Genomic DNA, 19,874 nt, shown 5'->3' on the forward strand with positions numbered 1-19,874 from the left:
GGAACTCCCTATAATGCGCATCCACTGACCGACGATGAGCTGACAACAGCCACGAAGGACAGCGAAGAGAAAAGAAAAAAGTTTGAAAAAACTCTTGACTCTTCAGAGGAATAACGTAATATACGCCTCCTCGCAACAACGCAGAAGACCGGAAACGGCAGCGAATGTTGCACTGCTCTTTAACAAATTATCAGACAATCTGTGTGGGCACTCGCAGAGACGATATCTTCTAAAATATTAGATGTATCAAGTCTTGAAGAGTGAACAACAAAAGTAAATTCATTTATGAATAGCTAAGTTTTCGATTTCTTTGAGCATCAAACACTTTTAATTGAAGAGTTTGATCATGGCTCAGATTGAACGCTGGCGGCAGGCCTAACACATGCAAGTCGAGCGGTAACAGGGGAAAGCTTGCTTTCTTGCTGACGAGCGGCGGACGGGTGAGTAATGTATGGGGATCTGCCCGATAGAGGGGGATAACTACTGGAAACGGTGGCTAATACCGCATGACGTCTACGGACCAAAGCAGGGGCTCTTCGGACCTTGCGCTATCGGATGAACCCATATGGGATTAGCTAGTAGGTGAGGTAATGGCTCACCTAGGCGACGATCTCTAGCTGGTCTGAGAGGATGATCAGCCACACTGGGACTGAGACACGGCCCAGACTCCTACGGGAGGCAGCAGTGGGGAATATTGCACAATGGGCGCAAGCCTGATGCAGCCATGCCGCGTGTATGAAGAAGGCCTTAGGGTTGTAAAGTACTTTCAGCGGGGAGGAAGGTGTTAAGATTAATACTCTTAGCAATTGACGTTACCCGCAGAAGAAGCACCGGCTAACTCCGTGCCAGCAGCCGCGGTAATACGGAGGGTGCAAGCGTTAATCGGAATTACTGGGCGTAAAGCGCACGCAGGCGGTCAATTAAGTCAGATGTGAAAGCCCCGAGCTTAACTTGGGAATTGCATCTGAAACTGGTTGGCTAGAGTCTTGTAGAGGGGGGTAGAATTCCACGTGTAGCGGTGAAATGCGTAGAGATGTGGAGGAATACCGGTGGCGAAGGCGGCCCCCTGGACAAAGACTGACGCTCAGGTGCGAAAGCGTGGGGAGCAAACAGGATTAGATACCCTGGTAGTCCACGCTGTAAACGATGTCGATTTAGAGGTTGTGGTCTTGAACCGTGGCTTCTGGAGCTAACGCGTTAAATCGACCGCCTGGGGAGTACGGCCGCAAGGTTAAAACTCAAATGAATTGACGGGGGCCCGCACAAGCGGTGGAGCATGTGGTTTAATTCGATGCAACGCGAAGAACCTTACCTACTCTTGACATCCAGAGAATCCTTTAGAGATAGAGGAGTGCCTTCGGGAACTCTGAGACAGGTGCTGCATGGCTGTCGTCAGCTCGTGTTGTGAAATGTTGGGTTAAGTCCCGCAACGAGCGCAACCCTTATCCTTTGTTGCCAGCGCGTGATGGCGGGAACTCAAAGGAGACTGCCGGTGATAAACCGGAGGAAGGTGGGGATGACGTCAAGTCATCATGGCCCTTACGAGTAGGGCTACACACGTGCTACAATGGCAGATACAAAGAGAAGCGACCTCGCGAGAGCAAGCGGAACTCATAAAGTCTGTCGTAGTCCGGATTGGAGTCTGCAACTCGACTCCATGAAGTCGGAATCGCTAGTAATCGTAGATCAGAATGCTACGGTGAATACGTTCCCGGGCCTTGTACACACCGCCCGTCACACCATGGGAGTGGGTTGCAAAAGAAGTAGGTAGCTTAACCTTCGGGAGGGCGCTTACCACTTTGTGATTCATGACTGGGGTGAAGTCGTAACAAGGTAACCGTAGGGGAACCTGCGGTTGGATCACCTCCTTACCTAAGAGATACGTGTTATGTGCAGTGCTCACACAGATTGTCTGATGAAGAACGAGCAAAAGCGCGTCTGCGAAGCTGACAAGAGTCCCCTTCGTCTAGAGGCCTAGGACACCGCCCTTTCACGGCGGTAACAGGGGTTCGAATCCCCTAGGGGACGCCAATTGCGCGGTATGAGTGAAAGGCGTACCACACTATGTCTGATGAAAATCAGAGAATAGTTAAGATAATTCGCATGAGTTATTTTACCTATTATGCTCTTTAACAATCTGGAACAAGCTGAAAAATTGAAAACAAATCAATATATCACCGAGGTATATTGATGAGTCTCTCAAAATCTCAGACCTTGAAGTGTGAACTCAAGACATTGGTCTTCGAGAGAAACATCTTCGGGTTGTGAGGTTAAGCGAATAAGCGTACACGGTGGATGCCTAGGCAATCAGAGGCGATGAAGGACGTGCTAATCTGCGATAAGCGTCGGTAAGGTGATATGAACCGTTATACCCGACGATTTCCGAATGGGGAAACCCAATATCCAATGGATATTATCATGACGTGAATACATAGCGTCATGAAGCGAACCGGGAGAACTGAAACATCTCAGTACCCCGAGGAAAAGAAATCAACCGAGATTCCCCTAGTAGCGGCGAGCGAACGGGGAACAGCCCAGAGTCTTAATCAATAGCAGCATCAGGAGAACGGTCTGGAAAGTCCGGCAGTAAAGGGTGATAGCCCCGTATCCGAAGATGCTGTTATTGTGAACTCGACGAGTAGGGCGGGACACGTGTTATCCTGTCTGAATATGGGGGGACCATCCTCCAAGGCTAAATACTCCTGATTGACCGATAGTGAACCAGTACCGTGAGGGAAAGGCGAAAAGAACCCCGGCGAGGGGAGTGAAAAAGAACCTGAAACCGTGTACGTACAAGCAGTAGGAGCCTCTTTATGGGGTGACTGCGTACCTTTTGTATAATGGGTCAGCGACTTATATTCTGTAGCAAGGTTAACCGTATAGGGGAGCCGTAGGGAAACCGAGTCTTAACTGGGCGAATGAGTTGCAGGGTATAGACCCGAAACCCGGTGATCTATCCATGGGCAGGTTGAAGGTTGGGTAACACTAACTGGAGGACCGAACCGACTAATGTTGAAAAATTAGCGGATGACTTGTGGATGGGGGTGAAAGGCCAATCAAACCGGGAGATAGCTGGTTCTCCCCGAAAGCTATTTAGGTAGCGCCTCGTGAACTCATCTTCGGGGGTAGAGCACTGTTTCGACTAGGGGGTCATCCCGACTTACCAACTCGATGCAAACTGCGAATACCGAAGAATGTTATCACGGGAGACACACGGCGGGTGCTAACGTCCGTCGTGAAGAGGGAAACAACCCAGACCGCCAGCTAAGGTCCCAAAGTCATGGTTAAGTGGGAAACGAAGTGGGAAGGCTCAGACAGCCAGGATGTTGGCTTAGAAGCAGCCATCATTTAAAGAAAGCGTAATAGCTCACTGGTCGAGTCGGCCCGCGCGGAAGATGTAACGGGGCTAAACCATGCACCGAAGCTGCGGCAGCGACACTATGTGTTGTTGGGTAGGGGAGCGTTCTGTAAGCCTGCGAAGGTGTACTGTGAGGTATGCTGGAGGTATCAGAAGTGCGAATGCTGACATAAGTAACGATAATGCGGGTGAAAAACCCGCACGCCGGAAGACCAAGGGTTCCTGTCCAACGTTAATCGGGGCAGGGTGAGTCGACCCCTAAGGCGAGGCTGAAAAGCGTAGTCGATGGGAAACGGGTTAATATTCCCGTACTGGTGGTAACTGCGATGGGGGAACGGAGAAGGCTAGGTTGTCCGGGCGACGGTCGTCCCGGTTCAAGCATGTAGGCAGAGTGATTAGGCAAATCCGGTCACTTAATGCTGAGGTGTGATGACGAGCCACTAAGGTGGTGAAGCAATTGATGCCCTGCTTCCAGGAAAAGCCTCTAAGCTTCAGGTTACCAACAATCGTACCCCAAACCGACACAGGTGGTCAGGTAGAGAATACTCAGGCGCTTGAGAGAACTCGGGTGAAGGAACTAGGCAAAATGGTGCCGTAACTTCGGGAGAAGGCACGCTGGCGGTAAGTGAAGTCCCTTGCGGACGGAGCCGAAGCCAGTCGAAGATACCAGCTGGCTGCAACTGTTTATTAAAAACACAGCACTGTGCAAACACGAAAGTGGACGTATACGGTGTGACGCCTGCCCGGTGCTGGAAGGTTAATTGATGGGGTTATCCGTAAGGAGAAGCTCTTGATCGAAGCCCCAGTAAACGGCGGCCGTAACTATAACGGTCCTAAGGTAGCGAAATTCCTTGTCGGGTAAGTTCCGACCTGCACGAATGGCGTAATGATGGCCAGGCTGTCTCCACCCGAGACTCAGTGAAATTGAACTCGCTGTGAAGATGCAGTGTACCCGCGGCAAGACGGAAAGACCCCGTGAACCTTTACTATAGCTTGACACTGAACATTGAGCCTTGATGTGTAGGATAGGTGGGAGACTATGAAGTGTGGACGCCAGTCTGCATGGAGTCAACCTTGAAATACCACCCTTTAACGTTTGATGTTCTAACCTAGGTCCATAATCTGGATCGGGGACCGTGTCTGGTGGGTAGTTTGACTGGGGCGGTCTCCTCCTAAAGAGTAACGGAGGAGCACGAAGGTTGGCTAAGCATGGTCGGACATCATGCGGTTAGTGCAAAGGCATAAGCCAGCTTGACTGTGAGAGTGACGGCTCGAGCAGGTACGAAAGTAGGTCTTAGTGATCCGGTGGTTCTGAATGGAAGGGCCATCGCTCAACGGATAAAAGGTACTCCGGGGATAACAGGCTGATACCGCCCAAGAGTTCATATCGACGGCGGTGTTTGGCACCTCGATGTCGGCTCATCACATCCTGGGGCTGAAGTAGGTCCCAAGGGTATGGCTGTTCGCCATTTAAAGTGGTACGCGAGCTGGGTTTAGAACGTCGTGAGACAGTTCGGTCCCTATCTGCCGTGGGCGTTGGAAGATTGAGAGGGGTTGCTCCTAGTACGAGAGGACCGGAGTGAACGCACCACTGGTGTTCGGGTTGTCATGCCAATGGCATTGCCCGGTAGCTAAGTGCGGAAGAGATAACCGCTGAAAGCATCTAAGCGGGAAACTTGCCTCGAGATGAGTCTTCCCTGTCACCTTGAGTGACCTAAAGGAACGTTTAAGACTAAGACGTTGATAGGCTGGGTGTGTAAGCGTAGCGATACGTTGAGCTAACCAGTACTAATGAACCGTGAGGCTTAACCTGACAACACCGAAGGTGTTTTGTCTGAGAGACAAACAGTAGATGAAGTAGGCTTGTTTAAGATTGAATATTGCTGGTTATGACGAGAAATCGATGTAACGGGTAATAAAACCGAATTTGCTTGGCGGCCATAGCGCAGCGGACCCACCTGAATCCATGCCGAACTCAGAAGTGAAACGTTGTAGCGCCGATGGTAGTGTGGGGTCTCCCCATGTGAGAGTAGGGAACTGCCAGGCATTAAATAAGACGAGAAAGCCAACCCACTGGGTTGGCTTTTTTGCGTTTGGGGTTTAGTAAATTTTAAGTGCTATGCTAAATTCTAAATACAAAAATGCCCTAAATTAGGGCATCTTTTATGATCTTTTAGCAAAAATTATGACGAGAAAATGCAGCAAGGACTGTTCTTTCTGATATTTCTAAATAGTCTTCCATTGCTGTTGCTGCTTCTTGGGCTTTTCCATCCATTAAAAGTGTTAAAATCTGTTCATTCTTCTCAATATACGGTGCATGTAGTAATTGAGGATCGTTTAATAAACCGAAGGCTAAACGTAACTCTGCTAAAATAAGTTGGTATTGTTTAAACAATCTAGGACTATCTGAAAGCTCAACAATCGCGGTATGAAAATGCATATTACAGGTTCCTACACCGCTCCAATCTTGTTGTTCTTGAAAGACTTTTGCTTGGTTAACACTATCTTGCATTCTAACAATAGCTGGATGCATAGGATAAGAATGTCGCAGAGCATCACATTCAATTAATCGTCTTACACGATAAATATCCATAATACTTGCCATATCTGGCACAGAAACAAAAACACCACGATTAGGTTTATAAGTTAAAAGCCCTTCTTGGGTAAGAACGCGAAAAACCTCTCTTAAAGTATTACGCGATATCTCTAGCGTTTCGCTTAATGCAGTTTCTGACAATCTTTCACCAGGAGGTAATTCTCCAATAGTGATTTTTTGCCGAATAACATTTGCGACTTTTTGAGAAAGAATTTGTGGAGATGTTTTTTTCTGCATTATCTTCTGCTATTAGCTTAATTGAAGCGCCTATTCTATCAGTGTGTTTTGTAATATATAACCTCTATTGTGTCACTCTGTCGTACTTCTCACTGTATCGAGTATGACTTTCTGTTTATTTCCATCAAAAAAACTTAATTTTTTATCACGATATTTTAGTGATTAAACTTATTTTTCCTTCAATCTTGTGCACTATTTTTGTGCATCTCATCTTTTTATGCTGCATTTAGGTGCATATTCATTACTTATTAATTAATGATAATTGTCAATAAAATGTTAAAAATGCGATCTTCACTGCACTTTTATCATCCCATATTTAAATCTATTTGCTTATTTATTCATCTATTATTATTAATTGTTCAACAATCTAATATCAGGTGATTAACAATTACGTATTCATGCTCAACAATGGCACGCTAATTGCCTTAGTAATAATAATTAAAATAATGATGATAAAGGGGGTAGCTCATGGCTACACAAGATTCTGCAAACACAACATCAAGTTCGTTTATAAAAAATAGACGCTCTTCATTGATAGCTGCCATTTTTTTAATGGCGACATCCGCTATTGGTCCGGGTTTTATTACTCAAACTGCAACCTTTACTGCCACTATGGGGGCAGCATTTGCATTCGGTATTTTGGCATCAATCATCATCGACTATGTTGTTCAGCAAAGTATTTGGCGAGTGATCACAGTTACCAATATGCGAGCTTCAGACATTGCTAACAAAGCAATACCCGGTAGCGGTTACTTACTTGCGGTATTAGTTATTTTTGGCGGTTTAGTGTTTAACGTGGGTAACATTGCAGGTGCTGGTTTGGGGCTTAATGCAATGGTGGGTCTTGATCCTAAATGGGGTGGGATCTTAAGTGCTTTACTTGCGATCTATATTTTCTCATCACGTAAAGCCAGTAACTTTATCGATCGTATGATTATCGTTCTTGGCATTGTCATGATCTTACTGACTGTTTTTGTGATGTTTGCCTCTAATCCTCCAGTAGGTGAAGCATTAAGACAAACTGTTTTACCTGATGCGATTAACTTCGCAACGATCACTACAATTGTCGGTGGTACTGTGGGCGGTTATATCTGTTATGCCGGAGCTCACCGTCTTCTCGATAAAGGAACTACGGGTATTGAGAACATTGATGCTGTATCAAGCGCTGCAACTAAAGGAATTTTAGTGGTTGGATTAATGCGCTATATCCTGTTCCTTGCCATTTTGGGCGTAGTTGCCAGTGGCGTAACATTAGATATTTCTAGTCGCGCGGCTAACCCTGCATCTCAAGCATTTCAACACGCGGCAGGTTTAACTGGATTACGCATCTTTGGTCTTATTTTATGGGCAGCTGCATTAACAAGTGTAATTGGTGCTGCTTATACCTCAATGTCATTTATTACAGTATTTAAAAAAGGTGTTACTGAGCGTCAACGTAATATCGCAACCATTATTTTCATCGCTATTTCACTTGTCATTTATATGGTTATGGGAACAGCGCCAGCTGCATTATTAGTCTTCGCCGGTGGTTTTAACGGTCTGATTTTACCTATTGGTATGACACTATTTATTTTTGTTGCATGGCGTCGCCAAGATCTCATGAATGGCTATAAATATCCTGCATGGTTACTGTGGTCAGGTATTTTGGTCTGTGCGCTGACTTGGTATATGGGCATTATGTCCGTGGGTGCTATTTTCAACTACCTCAACATTGCTTAAGAGAACAATAATGATGATAAAAGCAGTCGATTTAAACAGTGATTTAGGTGAGAGCTTCGGTCAATGGACAATGGGCAATGATGATGCGGTGCTTGAAATTGTCAGTAGCGCTAATATCGCTTGCGGTTTTCATGCAGGTTCACCGGATGGAATTTTAAAAACATTAAAAGCGGCGAAACAGCGTAATGTCGCGATAGGTGCGCATGTTGCTTATCCTGACTTAGTCGGTTTTGGTCGTCGTAATATGGATATTGCCAGTGATGAATTAACCGCAGATGTGATTTATCAAATAGGTGCTTTACAAGGATTGGCTAAAGCAGTGGGTTTAAGTGTGACCTATGTTAAGCCTCATGGTGCGCTTTACAACACAATTGCGCATGATAAACGTCAAGCACTTGCTGTTATTGAGGCGATACTTGCTGTAGATCCTCAACTGACATTAGTTGCTTTAGCGGGATCACCTTTGATTACACTTGCGAAAGAAAAAGGTCTTCGAGTAATTGCAGAAGCCTTTGCTGATAGAGCTTATCATGCTGATGGTACGCTAGTTTCTCGTAAAAAAGAGGGAGCTGTTTTACATGATCCTGAACGTGTTGCTCAACGTATGTTGCGGCTTGTGCAAGAAGGTGGTGTTGAGTCCATAGAAGGCATTTTTACAACGATACAAGCTGATTCTATTTGTGTTCATGGTGACAGCCCAGATGCCGTAGCTCTCGCTAAAAGTGTAAAAGAAATTTTAATTAATCATGGTGTTAGCATTAAGCCTTTTGCACCTCTGCCACTTAAAAAGGAGGTTCAAAAATGACTAATTTAATGCAAGCAACCGCGGATGCAATTGCTAATGCACAAGAAGCTCGATTAGCTATTCGCAATGGTTTAGCCATACCAACCGCCGGTATGGCTAAAGGTATGACGCAAGCTAATATGATTAGTTTACCTCGTGATTGGGCATTTGATTTTCTGCTCTATGCTCAACGTAACCCGAAAAGTTGCCCAATATTAGATGTTTGCGAATCAGGTAGTTATCGCACTGTTTTAGCGAAAGACGCCGATCTGCGTACTGACATTCCTCTTTATCGTGTTTGGGAAAATGGCAAATTAACGGGTGAAATTACGGATGCCACCAAAATTTGGGCACAACATCCCGATCTTGTGACGTTTCTTATTGGTTGTAGTTTTACTTTCGAAACACCCATGTTAGAAGCGGGTATTGAAATTCGCCATATCACAGATAACTGCAATGTTCCGATGTATAAAACCAATCGCTTGTGTCGTCCAGCAGGACGATTAGAAGGCGAATTGGTGGTTTCAATGCGTCCTATTCCCGCTGACAGAGTCGCTGATGCGGTGATGATAAGTGGTCGTTTCCCTTCTGTACATGGTGCTCCCGTACATATTGGCTCGCCAGATGCTTTGGGTATTAAAGATATTATGTCGCCAGATTTTGGCTCACCAGTGAGAATTGAAAAAGGCGAGATCCCCGTATTTTGGGCTTGTGGTGTGACACCACAAGCAGCAGTGATGCGTTCAGGTGTTCCTTTCGCACTTAGCCATGCTCCGGGGCATATGTTTATTACCGATGTGCCTGATGCAGCTTATCACGTATAAGGGAGGAAGATACTTTGCGCTTTTTACCCGTTAACCTATCTCATTTACTTGTTGAGCTTTCCTCTTTAAAAGAGACGCTCGCATTGTATGAATCCGTTAAACAAGCGGATATTGCTGCTATTCAAGACATTGTACCTGCGGCGAAAACACTCTTAATTCACTATACGCCGTGGCTAATCACAGCTGAAGAACTTGTGCTTCAGCTTCGACAGTTAGAAGTTAAAGCGGTATCAGCACGTCAAATACAATCATTAACGATCCCCGTTCATTATCAAGGTGAGGATCTTAATGAGGTCGCTGAATTATTAGGGATCGCTACCAGTGAAGTGATCCGCAGACACACAGAGCAAACCTATCAAGTTGCATTCACAGGTTTCGCCCCAGGTTTTGCTTATTTGATTGCAAATGAAACTCAGCTTTACGTACCTCGCCGTAAAACACCTCGTACACGTATCCCCGCAGGATCGGTCGGATTAGCTGGCGAGTTTAGTGGCGTTTATCCACAACAAAGCCCCGGTGGTTGGCAACTTATTGGTACCACAGAAATAAAGATGTGGGATCTCTCACGCGAACAACCTGCTTTTTTATTACCAGGTAATGAAGTGCATTTTGTTGATGCAAAAAAATCACCGATAACCGTTTCACTACCGGAGAAAAAAGCCGTAGTTGCTTCTCCACTCTCATTAAATGATAAAGGGCTATATGTCATTTCAGCAGGGCTACAAACTTTATTTCAAGATGAAGGGCGTATTGGTGCTGCATCAATGGGAGTATCTGCTTCAGGCGCACTTGATAAACCCGCTTTACATGCAGCCAATCGTTTAGTGGGTAATCCTGCAACCTTTGTTGCACTTGAGATAACCCAAGGTGGACTGACACTTAAAGCACGACAAGATTGTGTGATCGCTTTAACTGGGGCGGATTGTTCCATTACACTAAAACATGAGTCAGGTGAGAATGAATCCTTATCTGGTTATCAACCTATCGATGTTCGCTGTGGCGATGAAATTATTTTAGGTATGCCAAAAGCAGGTGTACGTAGCTATCTTGCCGTGAGAGGTGGATTTGAATTACCCAAGGTGTTAGGGAGTTATGCATTTGATACCTTGGCACAAATTGGTCCTAATGCTTTGCAAGAAGGCGATGTACTTCATTTAAATAATGAAAGTACTTCAAACGGTATTCTTGCTGATGAACAGCCGACATCAACACTGCCAAAACAAGATGATATCGTCACGCTTGATGTTGTTTTAGGTCCTCGCACTGACTGGTTTACCACTGAAGCTATAAAAACATTAACCTCTCAATTATGGCAGGTGACACCACAATCTAACCGTATTGGGTTGCGTTTACTGGGCGAAACCCCTCTTGCTCGAGAACAACAACAAGAGCTATCGAGTGAAGGCACTTGCATCGGCGCAATACAAGTTCCGATTAATGGGCAACCTGTTTTGTTTCTTAACGATCACCCACTAACAGGAGGATATCCTGTTATCGGCGCTGTTGCTGAATATCACTTACCACTTGCAGGGCAGATCCCTGTTAACGCTAGAATTCGTTTTAATCCAATTACCGAATTTCAAGAATATTGATAGGAGAATGCCACTCATGACAACAATTAACCAAAAACAACGAGTGAAGCATAGAGTACTTATTGCAAACCGAGGTGAAATTGCGGTTCGTATTATTCGTGCTTGTCAGGATCATGGTGCGACTTCGATTGCCATTTACGCTAATGATGATATTGATGCACTACACGTCCGTCTTGCTGATGAAGCTTATGGACTCAATGGTAATTTGCCGAAAGAAAGCTATCTAGATATTAAGAAAATTATTAATATTGCCCATAAAGCTAATGCCACAATGATCCATCCCGGTTACGGTTTTCTTTCCGAGCGAGCTGATTTTGCAAAAGCGGTACAAGACGCAGGATTTATTTGGATCGGCCCTAACCCAGAAACGATTGAAGTGCTTGGTGACAAAGTGAAAGCACGTAAAATTGCACAATCTGTTGGTGCACCTCTTGTAAATGGTACGTCTGATCCTGTTAATGACGCCAAAGAGGTTATCGATTTTGCTAAACAGCATGGTCTACCTGTTGCCATTAAAGCTGCTTTTGGTGGTGGTGGGCGGGGTTTGAAGATCGCGCATAAAATGGAAGAGATTGAAGAGCTGTACCATTCTGCTGTACGAGAAGCCGTAACTGCATTTGGTCGTGGTGAATGTTATGTTGAGCAATTCCTAGATAAACCTCGCCATATCGAAGCGCAAATTATTGCAGACAAACTGGGCAATGTTGTTGTTGTCGGAACACGAGATTGTTCGTTACAACGCCGTAATCAAAAGCTTATTGAAGAAGCACCAGCACCGTATTTGACAGACGAACAACGTGAACGTATTCACCAATCCGCTAAAGATATTTGTGCGAAAGCAGGTTATGTGGGCGCAGGTACCGTTGAGTTTTTATTAAGTGCAAATGGCACTATCTCGTTTCTAGAAGTGAATACACGCTTACAAGTAGAGCACCCTGTTACCGAAGAAACAGCAGGCATCGATTTAGTGATTGAGCAGTTACGTATTGCTGAAGGTTTACCACTAAGTATTGATAAAACGCCTGTTCCACGTGGTCACTCTTTTGAATTTAGGATCAATGCAGAAGATCCTACTAAAGGCTTTTTACCTACACCGGGTTTAATTACGCATTTCTCTCAGCCTTCAGGTCCGGGAGTTCGTGTAGATAGTGGTGTTGCTGAAAATAATCAGGTTTCACGCCAATTCGATTCTATGATGGCAAAATTGATAGTGACAGGTGCAACTCGTGAACAAGCCATTGCGCGAGCTCGTCGAGCATTATCCGAATTTAAAATTGAAGGGGTAGCGAGTGTGTTGCCTTTCCATTGTGAAATGATGGAACATGCCGATTTTACTGAAGATTTCAAAGTGCATACCCGTTGGATTGAAACAGATTTTCAGGCAAAAAATACATATTTTCCTCGTAGCACGCCTGCAAAAAATGAAGAGCTTGTTCGTACTTTTATTGAAATTGATGGTCGTCGTCATGAACTTGCTTTACCAGCTCAATTACTGTCACTCTCCGCGGTAATACCAACAGCAATTAATGCCAGTCATGAGAAAGAAGAGAATGAAAAAGCCGTCACTGCACCCATCTCTGGCGTATTACATAGCTGGATCTTAGCTGATGGCGATAAAGTCAAAGAAGGTGATGTTATTGCTATTATGGAAGCGATGAAGATGGAAGTTCAGGTAATCGCTTCTTGTGATGGAGTACTACTGCAAAAAGCGAAAACAGGTGATTATTTTTCAGCAGAATCGGTCTTAGCTGAAATAAATTAAATATATTAAAAATATCATATTGATTAATAAGAATAATATCTATCATTAATATCTGCCCTTTAATATGAGGTAATTTCATATTAAGGGGCTTTTTTATAATAACGTTATTTATATTCCTATTTATTATATCTAATTCCTTTTGGTTATAAGTTATTTTGCCTATAATCGAAGCTTGTTAAATTTTAACCAAAAAGGAAATAAGATGTTGCTTGTAACACAACTACTTATCGGCGCTGCAATCGGGTTAGTTATTACAACGACCGGTGTAGGTGGTGGTGTTATTTTATTACCTGTTCTTATTTATCTTTTTGGTATGAATGCATTAGCTGCGGTTGCGACAGCAAATTTACTCTCGATGCTAATGAAGCTCTCATCTTCTTATATTCATTTTCGGTTAGGTAATATCCCATTAAAACCCGCACTATTGATCTTAGGGGTAATGTTTCCGGCAACATTTTTAGCGAGTTATGGTGTGACATGGTTGGGATCGCAACCTCAATATTACGATCGTGTTGAATCAGCGATTAATATTTTAATGATCGTTGCTATCGTATTTTCATTGATCTTATTTTTACAGCGAATGGTAAGAAGATCAGCAATTTCAGATCCCTTAATTTCTTTACCTCCGCCTTCTTCAGTGACTTTTTCTTCCTTATTTGTACCGGGAGTCAGTGCAGGATTTGTACTTGGTGCGACGGGTGTTGGAGGAGGATTAGTAGTGTTGCCTGTGTTAATGCGTTTTGCACAAATGGGTATTAAAGAGGCAATCGGCACTTCTATTTTTATTACTACGATCCTTTCTGGTGGCTCTGCTATTGCTTATAGTGCTGGTGGCTATACCGATGTTCACACAGCACTTATTCTCTGCTTAGGCTCATTACTCTCCATCCCATTAGCTCGTTATTTACTTGTGTATTTATCAGAGCATTTTTTCCAATATTTAACTCTGTCTTTTATTCTGATCAGCATCATTATGATGAGTTGGAAGTTAATAAATTAACTTAATGTAATATCGAGTGAGTCAATCTTTCTCTTATTGCCTTTAGTTAGACTAAACTTATTCTATCATCATTAGATTAACTACTAAGAGTAAGTACAACGAGATGAATATTAAAACAGGTGATGAGTTTTTGGTTTATATGGCACTGGGTGAAGAGAGCTATATGAAAGAGTATTACCGTGTGATTGAAATTGACTCAACGCTTTCTCAAGTGACGGGTAAATTGCTAAGAAGAACAACGGCTGATGACAAAAATATTGGATTAGGTCGTTGCGAGTTAGAAGGCGGTATTGAGCAGTTTGCGTTAGAAGATATCTATCCTGTTAAAGAGTGATCCGTTATTGGGATCACTCTCCTTACTTAATTTGTCGCTTAGGCTGCGGGTGCATTCTCAGGTAATGCAGATTTTGGTAAGCCAAAAATTTTGTCAAATACCCAGTTATAAACGAAGGTATAACAAGGGATGATGATGATCAGCGCAAAGTCCATAACTAACGCTTGCCACAATGAAACATTAAGCCACCATGCAATCAGTGGAATTAAATAGAGCACCAGTGTTAGCTGAAATCCAATTGCATGGACTAGACGGCGTCTAAATGTTCGAATTCTTGAAACCTGCCTACTCTCCCAAAATTCAAATATGCAGTTATAAATAAAATTCCAACTTACTGCGATAGTTGTGATCACCAGAGCTAATGGACCCGTTACTGCTGTTGAGCTATCAGCCAAAAGTGCAAGCCCGACTGATGAAATAATCCAGCCAAAAATTTCATAAGCTGTTACGTAGACAATTTTTCGTTTGATACCTTGCATTGTGCTCTCTTTTTCTGTGGATCTGTGTCGTTAAGCATCGTAAGATAAATCAGCAAGAATGATAGAAAAAGTTAGCTAGTATCAATTTGACTGAAACATCAGGAGTGAACATGCAGTTCTCAAGTGAACATATTGCGATATTTTTAGCAGTGATGGATAAGGGATCTTTCTCTGCGGCTGCACGTTCATTAAAACGCGTTCCATCAGCAGTCAGCATGGCGATTGCTAATATGGAAGCTGAATTAGGTTATGCACTTTTTGAACGTTCATCACGAGAGCCTCAGCCAACTGAAAAAGCCAAAGCACTTGAGCCTCATGCCAGAATGATCGCAGAGCAATTAAAATTATTACAAGTGCATGCACAAGAGCTTTCGATGGATCTCGAAAGTGTCTTAAATATTGGTGTTGCGGCTGATATTAATCCTGATTATCTATTACCTGCGTTATCTGAATTAACGCAACGTTATCCATTACTTAATGTGAATGTGATAACCGCGGCACAAGATGACATTATTGAGATGTTGCATTCACATAAAATTCAATTGAGCCTAGTTTATGGGGGCTTGTATGTGAATGGCGATGAACAATTTCAATATCTTGGCTCTGAGTCATTGGTCGCAACAATATCAGCAAGTCATATTGCATTAGCACACCCTGCTGGCGTGTTTATTGAGGATCTTGTGAATGTTCGCCAAATCATGATCGCAAGTCACACCAAAGAGTTAAGAGATGAGCGCTCATTAGTGGCGACGAATTATTGGCAAACAGATAGCTTTCAAATGGCGTTGGGTATGGTTGAAGCAGGGATGGGATGGGGTAATTTACCGTATTCGTTGATTTATACTCAATTGCAAAAAGGTAAATTAAAACAGCTTCAGTTTAAGAATACGAAAAATGAATTACGATTACCTATTCATGCCATGTGGCTAAAAGGGGAGTCGTTACAGAAAGGAGCAAAAGAGTTAGTTGAGCTGATGAGTACCCACCAGCCCATCGTACCTAACTTTAATTAATCGACGCGTTGTTGATGAACCCAAACAGCAACTTCAACACGAGATTTTAGCTTCATCTTTTTCAGTAGATGTTTTACATGTACTTTGACTGTACTTTCTGTGATATCAAGCTTACGGGCGATCATTTTATTTGATAATCCTTGCGCTATCAGTTTTAAGATATCGCGTTCACGCGGGGTGAGTTGTTCAATATCACGCTCACCTTCAGAACGATCTTCACGTAAGGATTCGGCTAAAATAGGGGTTAATGCAGGGCTGACGACCATTTTTCCGGCTGCTGCCTGTTTTAGAGCCGCTAGTAATTCTTCAGGCTCCATATCTTTTAGAAGATAACCATCTGCACCACGTTTTAACGCTGTGACTAAATCATCACTATAATTTGATACGCTGAAAACAACGATCCGACCTGACAACGACTTTAATCGCAGTTGATCGAGCGTTTCAAAACCATTCATTCCTGGCATATTCAGATCCAGCAAAATTAAATCAGGATCTAATTCTTCAGCTAGCTTCACACCTTGAATACCATCTCCCGCTTCCCCAACGACAGTTAGTGTTGTATCAAGACTTAAAAGTTGTTTTACACCATTGCGTAGCATCGGGTGATCATCAATGAGTAAAATTGTCGCTTTTTCTGCGGGGGATCCCATATTATTCATTACGACTTGCTCCAATTTAGACAGGGTCTTTATGAGTAGTTATTAATGGAAATTTAACAAACACTTGAGTACCGCCCTGTTCGCGTACTTTTATAGTATAAGAACCATTTAAGCTATTTGCGCGTTCACGCATAATAATAAGGCCATAATGATTTAATTTTTCAGGATTAGGGCTAATTCCTTCACCATTATCATTAATTTTTAGTTCGACCATGCCATTATTTAGAGATAAAGAGACTTCAGCCCAATTGGCATTGGCATGTTGTAAAATATTATTTAAGGCTTCACGGACGATTTGAACAACGTGAATACTTTGATGCGAATTCACACATTTTGCGGGTAATTGATAGTCAAAATTAATCGAAAAACCAAGGCGCTGATTAAATTCAGTCAGTGTACTTTCCAACGCGGCAAGTAATCCCGGCTCAGTGAGTTTTAAGCGAAACGTAGTTAACAACTCTCTTAATTGGCGATAAGCCACATTAAGCTCTTCTCGCATCTCTTTAAGTAGCTTTTGGCAATTATCAGGTAAGGTTTCTGACTGCATCTGCAAATAGCTCACTTGCATTTTTAAACAAGAGAGTGATTGAGCAATAGAGTCATGTAATTCGCGTGCAATTGCCGAACGCTCATCCATTAACAAAAGCTGTTGCTGTTGCTCATTTTGCTGTTCCATTGCCAGCATGGCTGAGATCTGTTTTGTCAGTAATAGCATTAAATTATTCTGTTCATCCGTCAGCGTTGTATGCTCGGGTAGTTGCATAACAAGTAATCCATAACGATGAATTTGGTCAGCAAGTTCCCAATGCAATAATTCACTACGTAATGGAACGGTAACAGAAGAGGTATCATCACAACGTTCACATTGTGGATCTGGACAATGTTCTGGGCGTGATTGAGGTTCTAAACTGATTTCATTAAAGAGTGTGTGATGATTATCTTCATATAAACGTATCTGCAAATAAGCATCAGGAATGATTTGTTGAAGCTCAAATAATATCTGTCTTAATCGGGCACAAAGTGGCGCGGGAGAGTGTAATTGTTGGCTTGAGTGATAGAGATAAGAGAGTACTTTATTTTTCTGTTGTAAGTCGTGTGTTTTTTCAACCACTCTTTTTTCTAATTCGCTATACAGTGTAGAAAGCTCTTTTGACATGGTATTAAGTGCAATACCCAGCGTGGCAATTTCATCATGGTGTGTACGCTGGTGGAAACGGGCTGAAAAATTACCATGACCAATCGAATTTGCCATCGCCATAAGCTGTTGCCAAGGATGTAATAAACGGCGACGGAAATGCCAAACAGAGCCAAACAGCAATAACAGTGTCAGCGCCGTGAAAATAAGCTGAGTATAAGCCACCAGCCTGATTTTTTGCTCTGTAAGTTGGTCGATACTTAATACTAATTTATCTAGCTGTGAAACAAAAAACGCAACCTCTTGTTTGGCTTCATCGCGTTGTTGCACATAAAGCAAGGTTGGTTTTAGGGTATCTTTCCAGTAAGTATTTAATTGAGCATATTGTGATTGTAGCGATTCATTGCTTAGGACTTGAAGTAACTCACCGCTATCTAAGTCGGTTTCTAACTCGTGAAGATAATAACGATGTTGCTCATCTAGAGGTAACGCAGATAACAAGCGATAGCTTTGCATCCGTAGCGATCCAGACTTATTAATCGCATGAGCATTACCTTGTACACTCAAAATAATATGGTTAGAAATTGCCATTCCCACCACACCCAATAGAGTGAAAAGTAACATTAATATCGCTATCTGATTAATAATTGAGAAACGGTAGTGCCATTGGATTTTATTTGTACTCATCGTTATTTTTCCAAATTTATTCTGGCGCTATATTGCCTTAAAAATACATCAAATGTCATATACCACTAAAGTATTACCCCTAAATATCTGATAGAGGTAATTTCACTTCTAAATTATAGCGCTTTTAATTTAACTTATTAATTTAAAATGAAAAATTAAGGATAATCCTATTAACACTTAGGTGTAAAGAACGACTTTAGCTTAAAAATCAAACAAATCTTTGCTTGATGCAGATCATGACTAATTAACAATTCTAATCGTACAAAGGTGCCAATCTAACCGTTAATCGAGGTTGTTATGGCACTCACTCAACACCCAGAAAAAATGAGAAAAGGGGTGATCGAAGATTGGCATCCTGAAGATAAAGCTTTTTGGGAAAAGACTGGTCAAAAGATCGCTTCACGCAATTTATGGATTTCTGTTCCTTGTTTACTTTTATCGTTCTGTGTATGGATGCTTTTTAGTGCAGTTGCAGTAAATTTGAACAAAGTAGGTTTTAACTTTACCACAGATCAGCTGTTTATGCTGACTGCACTGCCTTCAGTCTCTGGTGCTATTTTACGCGTTCCTTATTCTTTTGTTATTCCTATTTTTGGCGGTCGTCGCTGGACAGCAATCAGTACCGTCTTTCTCATCATTCCTTGTATCTGGCTTGGTTTTGCAGTGCAAGACACCACTACGTCTTACTCAACCTTTATTGTGATTTCACTGCTATGCGGTTTTGCAGGTGCAAACTTTGCATCCAGTATGGCAAACATCAGCTTTTTCTTCCCTAAAGCACGTCAAGGTGGTGCTTTAGGATTAAATGGCGGATTAGGCAATCTGGGTGTTAGCGTTATGCAATTGGTTGCGCCATTAGTGGTTGGTGTTGGCGTGTTTGCTATGTTTAGTGGCCCTGGTGTTGTTCAGCCTGATGGTTCACGTTTATGGTTAGAAAATGCGGCATGGGTTTGGGTTCCTTTCTTACTTATTCTGACCTTTGCTGCTTGGTTTGGCATGAACGATCTGGCGGCTAACAAAGCCTCTTTAAGCCAGCAATTACCCGTATTAAAACGGGGTCACCTTTGGTTATTAAGTATTTTATATCTGTGCTCCTTTGGTTCATTTATTGGTTTCTCTGCGGGTTTTGCAATGCTTTCTAAAACCCAGTTCCCAGATATCGTCATTCTACATTATGCGTTCTTCGGACCTTTATTAGGTGCTTTAGCTCGCCCTGTAGGTGGTGCTTTATCGGATAAATTTGGTGGTATTAGAGTCACACTGATCAACTTTATCATCATGGCAATTTTCTCTGCTCTGCTTTTCTTAACACTGCCTATCAATGGTGCTGGTGGCTCATTTATCGCCTTCTTCGGTGTCTTTATGGTGCTGTTTTTAACCGCTGGTTTAGGAAGTGGTTCTACATTCCAAATGATTGCTGTGGTGTTTAGAAAAATCACGATTGATCGCATGAAAGCACAAGGTGCCTCAGACGAAGCCGCTCAAAAAGAAGCGGTGACTGAAAGTGCAGCGGCGCTTGGCTTTATCTCTGCAATTGGTGCAATTGGTGGCTTCTTTATTCCTAAAGCCTTCGGTACATCATTGGCTATGACTGGCTCTCCTGCCGGTGCCATGAAAATCTTTGTTCTATTTTATATCGCCTGCGTCTTGATCACTTGGTTGGTCTATGGACGTAAACACAATAAACAATAATGA

At 42.8% G+C, this 19,874-nt stretch carries 13 protein-coding genes, 1 tRNA gene and 3 rRNA genes; 13 read left to right on the forward strand and 4 right to left on the reverse strand.

The window, feature by feature from the left end; genetic code table 11:
* Nucleotides 1-328: 328 nt before the first annotated feature.
* The 4 genes from D7029_RS02185 (at nt 329) to rrf (ending at nt 5,404) form a co-directional block, all read left to right on the forward strand.
* Nucleotides 329-1,871, forward strand: a 16S ribosomal RNA gene (locus D7029_RS02185).
* A gap of 84 nt (nt 1,872-1,955) precedes the next feature.
* Nucleotides 1,956-2,031: transfer RNA gene (locus tag D7029_RS02190), tRNA-Glu, on the forward strand.
* 237 nt (nt 2,032-2,268) lie between these two features.
* Nucleotides 2,269-5,171, forward strand: a 23S ribosomal RNA gene (locus D7029_RS02195).
* 117 nt (nt 5,172-5,288) lie between these two features.
* Nucleotides 5,289-5,404, forward strand: a 5S ribosomal RNA gene (gene rrf / locus D7029_RS02200).
* Together the 16S, 23S and 5S rRNA genes with 1 tRNA gene alongside form the textbook arrangement of a ribosomal RNA operon.
* Before the next feature lie 127 nt (nt 5,405-5,531).
* On the opposite strand, the gene D7029_RS02205 is transcribed toward rrf, so the two are convergent.
* Nucleotides 5,532-6,191 carry a GntR family transcriptional regulator gene (locus tag D7029_RS02205; protein ID WP_088493892.1) on the reverse strand — a complete coding sequence of 220 codons (660 nt, stop codon included), beginning with the start codon at nt 6,189-6,191 and terminating at the stop codon, nt 5,532-5,534.
* 468 nt (nt 6,192-6,659) lie between these two features.
* On the opposite strand from D7029_RS02205, the gene D7029_RS02210 reads away from it, so the two are divergent.
* The 7 genes from D7029_RS02210 to D7029_RS02240 all read left to right on the forward strand — a co-directional run bounded on the left by D7029_RS02210 (nt 6,660) and on the right by D7029_RS02240 (nt 14,206).
* The gene (locus tag D7029_RS02210; RefSeq protein WP_194951722.1) at nt 6,660-7,910 is read left to right on the forward strand and encodes an NRAMP family divalent metal transporter; all 1,251 of its coding nucleotides are present in this window, start codon (nt 6,660-6,662) and stop codon (nt 7,908-7,910) included.
* A gap of 13 nt (nt 7,911-7,923) precedes the next feature.
* A complete protein-coding gene (locus D7029_RS02215; RefSeq protein WP_194952572.1) occupies nt 7,924-8,715 on the forward strand; it encodes a LamB/YcsF family protein in 792 nt (263 codons plus the stop codon).
* The gene (locus D7029_RS02220) at nt 8,712-9,518 is read left to right on the forward strand and encodes a putative hydro-lyase (RefSeq protein WP_194951723.1); all 807 of its coding nucleotides are present in this window, start codon (nt 8,712-8,714) and stop codon (nt 9,516-9,518) included. The genes D7029_RS02215 and D7029_RS02220 overlap by 4 nt, the downstream gene beginning before the upstream one ends.
* A gap of 14 nt (nt 9,519-9,532) precedes the next feature.
* Complete coding sequence (locus tag D7029_RS02225) at nt 9,533-11,110, forward strand: 5-oxoprolinase/urea amidolyase family protein (RefSeq protein WP_194951724.1); 1,578 nt, start codon at nt 9,533-9,535, stop codon at nt 11,108-11,110.
* 16 nt (nt 11,111-11,126) lie between these two features.
* The gene (locus D7029_RS02230; protein WP_194951725.1) at nt 11,127-12,872 is read left to right on the forward strand and encodes an acetyl/propionyl/methylcrotonyl-CoA carboxylase subunit alpha; all 1,746 of its coding nucleotides are present in this window, start codon (nt 11,127-11,129) and stop codon (nt 12,870-12,872) included.
* A 202-nt stretch (nt 12,873-13,074) separates the two neighbouring features.
* Nucleotides 13,075-13,872: a sulfite exporter TauE/SafE family protein gene (locus D7029_RS02235; RefSeq protein WP_194951726.1), complete on the forward strand. Its 798-nt coding sequence runs from the start codon at nt 13,075-13,077 to the stop codon at nt 13,870-13,872.
* A 103-nt stretch (nt 13,873-13,975) separates the two neighbouring features.
* Nucleotides 13,976-14,206 (forward strand): hypothetical protein, encoded by a 231-nt coding sequence (locus D7029_RS02240; protein ID WP_075672928.1) that lies wholly within the window; start codon nt 13,976-13,978, stop codon nt 14,204-14,206.
* Between the two features lie 38 nt (nt 14,207-14,244).
* Here D7029_RS02240 and D7029_RS02245 read toward each other — a convergent pair whose 3' ends face one another.
* Nucleotides 14,245-14,685 (reverse strand): PACE efflux transporter, encoded by a 441-nt coding sequence (locus D7029_RS02245; RefSeq protein WP_194951727.1) that lies wholly within the window; start codon nt 14,683-14,685, stop codon nt 14,245-14,247.
* Nucleotides 14,686-14,795: 110 nt separating this feature from the next.
* Here D7029_RS02245 and D7029_RS02250 point away from each other — a divergent pair, with 110 nt between their 5' ends.
* Nucleotides 14,796-15,698 (forward strand): LysR family transcriptional regulator, encoded by a 903-nt coding sequence (locus D7029_RS02250; RefSeq protein WP_194951728.1) that lies wholly within the window; start codon nt 14,796-14,798, stop codon nt 15,696-15,698.
* Here D7029_RS02250 and narL read toward each other — a convergent pair.
* Nucleotides 15,695-16,348 carry a two-component system response regulator NarL gene (gene narL, locus D7029_RS02255; protein ID WP_109402871.1) on the reverse strand — a complete coding sequence of 218 codons (654 nt, stop codon included), beginning with the start codon at nt 16,346-16,348 and terminating at the stop codon, nt 15,695-15,697. The genes D7029_RS02250 and narL overlap by 4 nt on opposite strands.
* 25 nt (nt 16,349-16,373) lie before the next feature.
* On the reverse strand, nt 16,374-18,179 hold the full coding sequence (gene narX / locus D7029_RS02260) for a nitrate/nitrite two-component system sensor histidine kinase NarX (protein ID WP_194951729.1): 1,806 nt from the start codon (nt 18,177-18,179) through the stop codon (nt 16,374-16,376).
* A gap of 297 nt (nt 18,180-18,476) precedes the next feature.
* On the opposite strand from narX, the gene D7029_RS02265 reads away from it, so the two are divergent.
* On the forward strand, nt 18,477-19,871 hold the full coding sequence (locus tag D7029_RS02265; RefSeq protein ID WP_194951730.1) for a NarK family nitrate/nitrite MFS transporter: 1,395 nt from the start codon (nt 18,477-18,479) through the stop codon (nt 19,869-19,871).
* Nucleotides 19,872-19,874: the final 3 nt, after the last annotated feature.

The organism is Proteus vulgaris, assembly GCF_016647575.1.
GTDB classification, from domain to species: Bacteria; Pseudomonadota; Gammaproteobacteria; order Enterobacterales; family Enterobacteriaceae; genus Proteus; species Proteus mirabilis_B.

Bases quoted from the DNA above. Each gene is read 5' to 3' on its own strand.
- D7029_RS02205 (WP_088493892.1), bottom strand. From the start codon at position 6,191: ATGCAGAAAAAAACATCTCCACAAATTCTTTCTCAAAAAGTCGCAAAT.
- D7029_RS02210 (WP_194951722.1), top strand. From the start codon at position 6,660: ATGGCTACACAAGATTCTGCAAACACAACATCAAGTTCGTTTATAAAA.
- D7029_RS02215 (WP_194952572.1), top strand. From the start codon at position 7,924: ATGATAAAAGCAGTCGATTTAAACAGTGATTTAGGTGAGAGCTTCGGT.
- D7029_RS02220 (WP_194951723.1), top strand. From the start codon at position 8,712: ATGACTAATTTAATGCAAGCAACCGCGGATGCAATTGCTAATGCACAA.
- D7029_RS02230 (WP_194951725.1), top strand. From the start codon at position 11,127: ATGACAACAATTAACCAAAAACAACGAGTGAAGCATAGAGTACTTATT.
- D7029_RS02235 (WP_194951726.1), top strand. From the start codon at position 13,075: ATGTTGCTTGTAACACAACTACTTATCGGCGCTGCAATCGGGTTAGTT.
- D7029_RS02240 (WP_075672928.1), top strand. From the start codon at position 13,976: ATGAATATTAAAACAGGTGATGAGTTTTTGGTTTATATGGCACTGGGT.
- D7029_RS02245 (WP_194951727.1), bottom strand. From the start codon at position 14,685: ATGCAAGGTATCAAACGAAAAATTGTCTACGTAACAGCTTATGAAATT.
- D7029_RS02250 (WP_194951728.1), top strand. From the start codon at position 14,796: ATGCAGTTCTCAAGTGAACATATTGCGATATTTTTAGCAGTGATGGAT.
- narL (WP_109402871.1), bottom strand. From the start codon at position 16,348: ATGGGATCCCCCGCAGAAAAAGCGACAATTTTACTCATTGATGATCAC.
- narX (WP_194951729.1), bottom strand. From the start codon at position 18,179: ATGAGTACAAATAAAATCCAATGGCACTACCGTTTCTCAATTATTAAT.
- D7029_RS02265 (WP_194951730.1), top strand. From the start codon at position 18,477: ATGGCACTCACTCAACACCCAGAAAAAATGAGAAAAGGGGTGATCGAA.